This is a genomic window from Bacteroidales bacterium (genome assembly GCA_018334875.1).
Lineage (GTDB): Bacteria > Bacteroidota > Bacteroidia > Bacteroidales > UBA12077 > JAGXLC01.
Map to the genome: position 1 here is coordinate 1 of JAGXLC010000419.1, position 3,583 is coordinate 3,583.

Annotated in this window: 4 protein-coding genes; all 4 read right to left on the reverse strand. The window is 44.2% G+C overall.

The annotated features are described in order from the left end of the window. Positions 1–743 (reverse strand): hypothetical protein (locus KGY70_19125; protein ID MBS3777314.1); only part of this gene is annotated, 743 nt, incomplete at its 3' end. Continuing rightward, positions 740–1,849, reverse strand: coding sequence for a glycosyltransferase family 2 protein (locus tag KGY70_19130; protein MBS3777315.1), 1,110 nt, complete (start codon positions 1,847–1,849; stop codon positions 740–742). The genes KGY70_19125 and KGY70_19130, both read right to left, overlap by 4 nt. Positions 1,850–1,852: 3 nt before the next feature. After that, the gene (locus KGY70_19135; protein MBS3777316.1) at positions 1,853–2,467 is read right to left on the reverse strand and encodes a 1-acyl-sn-glycerol-3-phosphate acyltransferase; all 615 of its coding nucleotides are present in this window, start codon (positions 2,465–2,467) and stop codon (positions 1,853–1,855) included. Next, a complete protein-coding gene (locus tag KGY70_19140) occupies positions 2,464–3,141 on the reverse strand; it encodes a fatty acid desaturase (protein MBS3777317.1) in 678 nt (225 codons plus the stop codon). Before KGY70_19140 ends, KGY70_19135 begins: the two co-directional genes overlap by 4 nt. Positions 3,142–3,583: the final 442 nt, after the last annotated feature.

Below are 3,583 nucleotides of genomic sequence, written 5' to 3' on the forward strand. Positions count from 1 at the left end.
CCTTCTTTAAACTCCGGATAAAGCTCTTCCTTTACCCACTTAAATTCAGGTTCCAACGCCAGAATTTTCCGGTACGTTTCCGCAGCCTTTTCCTTCTTCCGGGCTTTGTCGTATGCCTGGGCAAGCCAGGCCAGTGCATTCAAATATTGCCAGCTATTTTGATCGTTTTTCTGTTTTTCAAAATAATGAATGGCTTCCTCATAATATTGTGCAGCTTTATCATAACTTCCTCCAAAAATTCTCGGCATGTGATATTCGGCATTGCCTTTCTCAACCCATGCCAATGGATTGGTGGAATCAAGCTCAACAGACCGGTTGATATGCTCCATGCTCCGGGGACCCAGAAAAACAGCCCGCGAACGCTTTATTCCGATCTTAAAAGCAAGAAAGGCACCCTTCATGGCTTCATAGTAAGTCTTATATTGCGCGTGATCTTTTAATTCTTCAAGATACTCCTCCCCTTTTTCTATGTATTCAGCGGCGACATCCTCTTTGTCAACTCCTATTAAAAAAGCCACATAGCCATAATGGGCCACAACAATATCATATAATAATCCGGGATCTTTCCGGTGGTTATAGGTCATCTCCATTTGCCTTATCCAGTCAGGCCATTGCTTCATCTCTCCCGAAATGTAAGCCTGATAAAATTTATTCCTGTATTCATCCTCACCCGGATAACCCTTCACAGTTCCACCCAGAATGAGAAGAAAAATAAAGATGAAAAGTAGTTTTGTGCTGTTCATAAATTTCCTCCTGTTGTTCGGCCTTTCCAATGATAATGGCCGGTCAGTTTAACTTTTATGCCTTTGACAACAATATATAAAAATGAGGCCATCTGAAGAAGATGGAGCCGGATATTTTTCCAAACGCTCTGCATACTGGCCAAGGAAATAAAGATCCGTATCAGCAGCACCAGTAATATATAAAAGCCGAACCATCCCCGGCCCAACGAGAGCGGAATAACAACAACCCCGGAAAATGTCAATAAAATATAACCAATGGCCATTAAAGGATTGCCTCCGAAAAATTCCAGCACATTCTTTGCAAATCCATTGACGGCTTCACGCCAGGAGCTGTACATCCTGCACATAACATCATTATTGCCCAGCAGCGTTGCTGTGTCGTATCCGTATTTTTTCATCATTCTGCTGATGATTATATCTTCAGCAAGATTTTGTCTGACTTGCTTATGCCATAAATGGGCTTTATATCCCCTGGCGTCAAACATCATAAACTGACCATTGGCAGCAGCAAGTGAAGGTTTTGGGCTTTTCCGGACCAACACAAGTGGCAGGAGGCCCAGCAATATCCAGTTCATCAGTGGCACGGTGAGCCATTCACCACGGCTCCTCATTAGCTGATGGGGAAATAGGGATAACAGGGATAACCTGTAATAACGAAAAGTACCTATGGCTTTCTTCAACATATCGGTGCTGACCACCACGTCGGCATCCAGAAAAAGCAGGATATCTCCTCCGGCTTGCTTACCCAGTTGATGACAGGCATGGTTTTTACCGGTCCATCCGGGAGGAATCTGCTGATTCCCCCTCATCCAGCTTACCCGTTGGTCTTTCTCAGTATATTGTTGCAGTATTTGACGGGTTCTATCCTCCGAGTGATCGTCATAAACAATAAGTTCATAATTCGTATAATCCTGTTTTATAAGAGACTCCAACAGTACCGGCAGATTCTTCTCTTCATTTCTGGCAGGGATCAGAATGGAAACAAAAGGATAAGAGGAAAGGGGATAATCGCGCAGATAAGGCCGGGTAAAATAATTCAGCGAGGCGACGATCAAGCGCATCAAGGCAAAAACAATAACGATCCAGGCTATTATCTCAAGAATCATGGCTTATTCTTTTTGTTGGTTGATCATTTCCTGCATATGCTCATTAAAAGAGCTTTCCATATCTTTCAGCGTTAAATTACCTCCGGGATGATATTCCTTCAAGCCAAAAGTAAGGGCAGGCTTCCGGTGTGAAAAATAATCCACCAGTGTTGTTACAAAGACAATCTGCACTTTGTTCTCAAGTCCGCTTACTATTTTGGTGATCCCTTTTTCAAACCGCAGGGGATAATGAAACATGGAACGGATTTTTCCCTGGGGATAGACGGTTACAAGATTGGAAGGGTCCATCAGCAACTGCCGGGTATAGTGCAGGGAGTCCATAACCGAACGGGAATGCTGCCTGATGGAATAAACACCGGCTTTATTCAGAAACATACGTTTTTTCAACTGCTCCTCCAACATCATAACGTGAAATTTTCTGTGAAAAATCTTACCATTCAGATAATCGGCAAAAAATCCGTCCCACCAGCTAAAATGATTCATGATCAACAAAACCGGCATGCCCCGTTCGGGAATATCACCCTTAATGGTCACATTCCGAAAATGCCGGTGGATCATCAACCGGGAATACAACCGAAAAAAACTCAAATAAATCCAAAGATGCCGGGCTTTTATCATGTTGCTGCTTTGGTTTGATAAAGTCTCCACCAGGGTGTGGTTGGGGAATCATGGTGTTCATAATGGTAGCCAAAAAAATAGCACGACAGCATGGCCCGGAGATGATTTTTCCGTTGTGTCCGGGAGTTATAAGGTTTCATCCAATTCCTGTGGGGCAGCTTATGGGGCTGATAAACCCCAAAATAAAACATCTGAAAAGTTCCCAGAAAAGCAGGTATAATCCAGAAAACCAACAAGGAAGATTCATTGAACCAGATCAGCAGTAAATTGAAGGCCGCAGCCATGATCAGTATCTGAAATACAGTAACATACCGGTACATAAAAGTCAGCCACCAGCGCCAAAAATTCCGGGATTTGACATAAAAGTCAGGATCTTCTGGCATTCCGGGGAAACGGTGATGTAACCAGTGATTTTTGGTCAGTTTTTTGTAGGATAATCCTGCAAAAAGCGCAGAAGCCAGCCATCCAAACAGATCATTGACCCATCTTTTCCCCGAAATGGAACGATGAATGGCATCATGGCCCGTTATAAACAAGCCGGTGAACAGATATCCCTGAACCACTATGTGCAGGTAAGTATATGGCGAAGCAGGATCCGGTGCAACATGAATAAGGGTATACACCAGATGCCCCAGCCAAACCAGAATGATCGTTATTGCTATGATAATGCCCATGATTCGTGTATTCTTAAGTTAAAAGATTATATTCAGGTTAATGATTGAATATGGCGCAGAGCATAGAGCGCAGGGCTCAGGGCAAGGAGCAGGAGCTTGTTGTACCAGGTCCCGGGTCCCGCGTCTCGAGTCTCGGGTCTCGGGTTGCCAGTAGCTAAATTTCTCAGTACATTCAACTCACTACTCAAAACTCCCTACTATTCTCATCTTCTCCTCTTCCCTTCTTCCCTTCTTCCCCTCTTCCCAGTTCCCGTTTTCTCATCTTCTCTTATTCTCTTCTTCCCTTATTCGTCCACCCATCCATTCAACACACCAATATCGCTCCTTCGTGCCGTCGTGCCGTCGTGCCGTCGTTCTTTCGTGCAGTCGTGCCCCAATCTCCGAGACGCAAGCATTGCGTCTCTACTGCTGTCCCTGTAGCTATATCGCTGCATACTGTTTA

Excerpts from the sequence above, each read along its gene's own strand:
- KGY70_19130 (MBS3777315.1), bottom strand. The coding sequence starts at position 1,849 with ATGATTCTTGAGATAATAGCCTGGATCGTTATTGTTTTTGCCTTGATG.
- KGY70_19135 (MBS3777316.1), bottom strand. The coding sequence starts at position 2,467 with ATGATAAAAGCCCGGCATCTTTGGATTTATTTGAGTTTTTTTCGGTTG.
- KGY70_19140 (MBS3777317.1), bottom strand. The coding sequence starts at position 3,141 with ATGGGCATTATCATAGCAATAACGATCATTCTGGTTTGGCTGGGGCAT.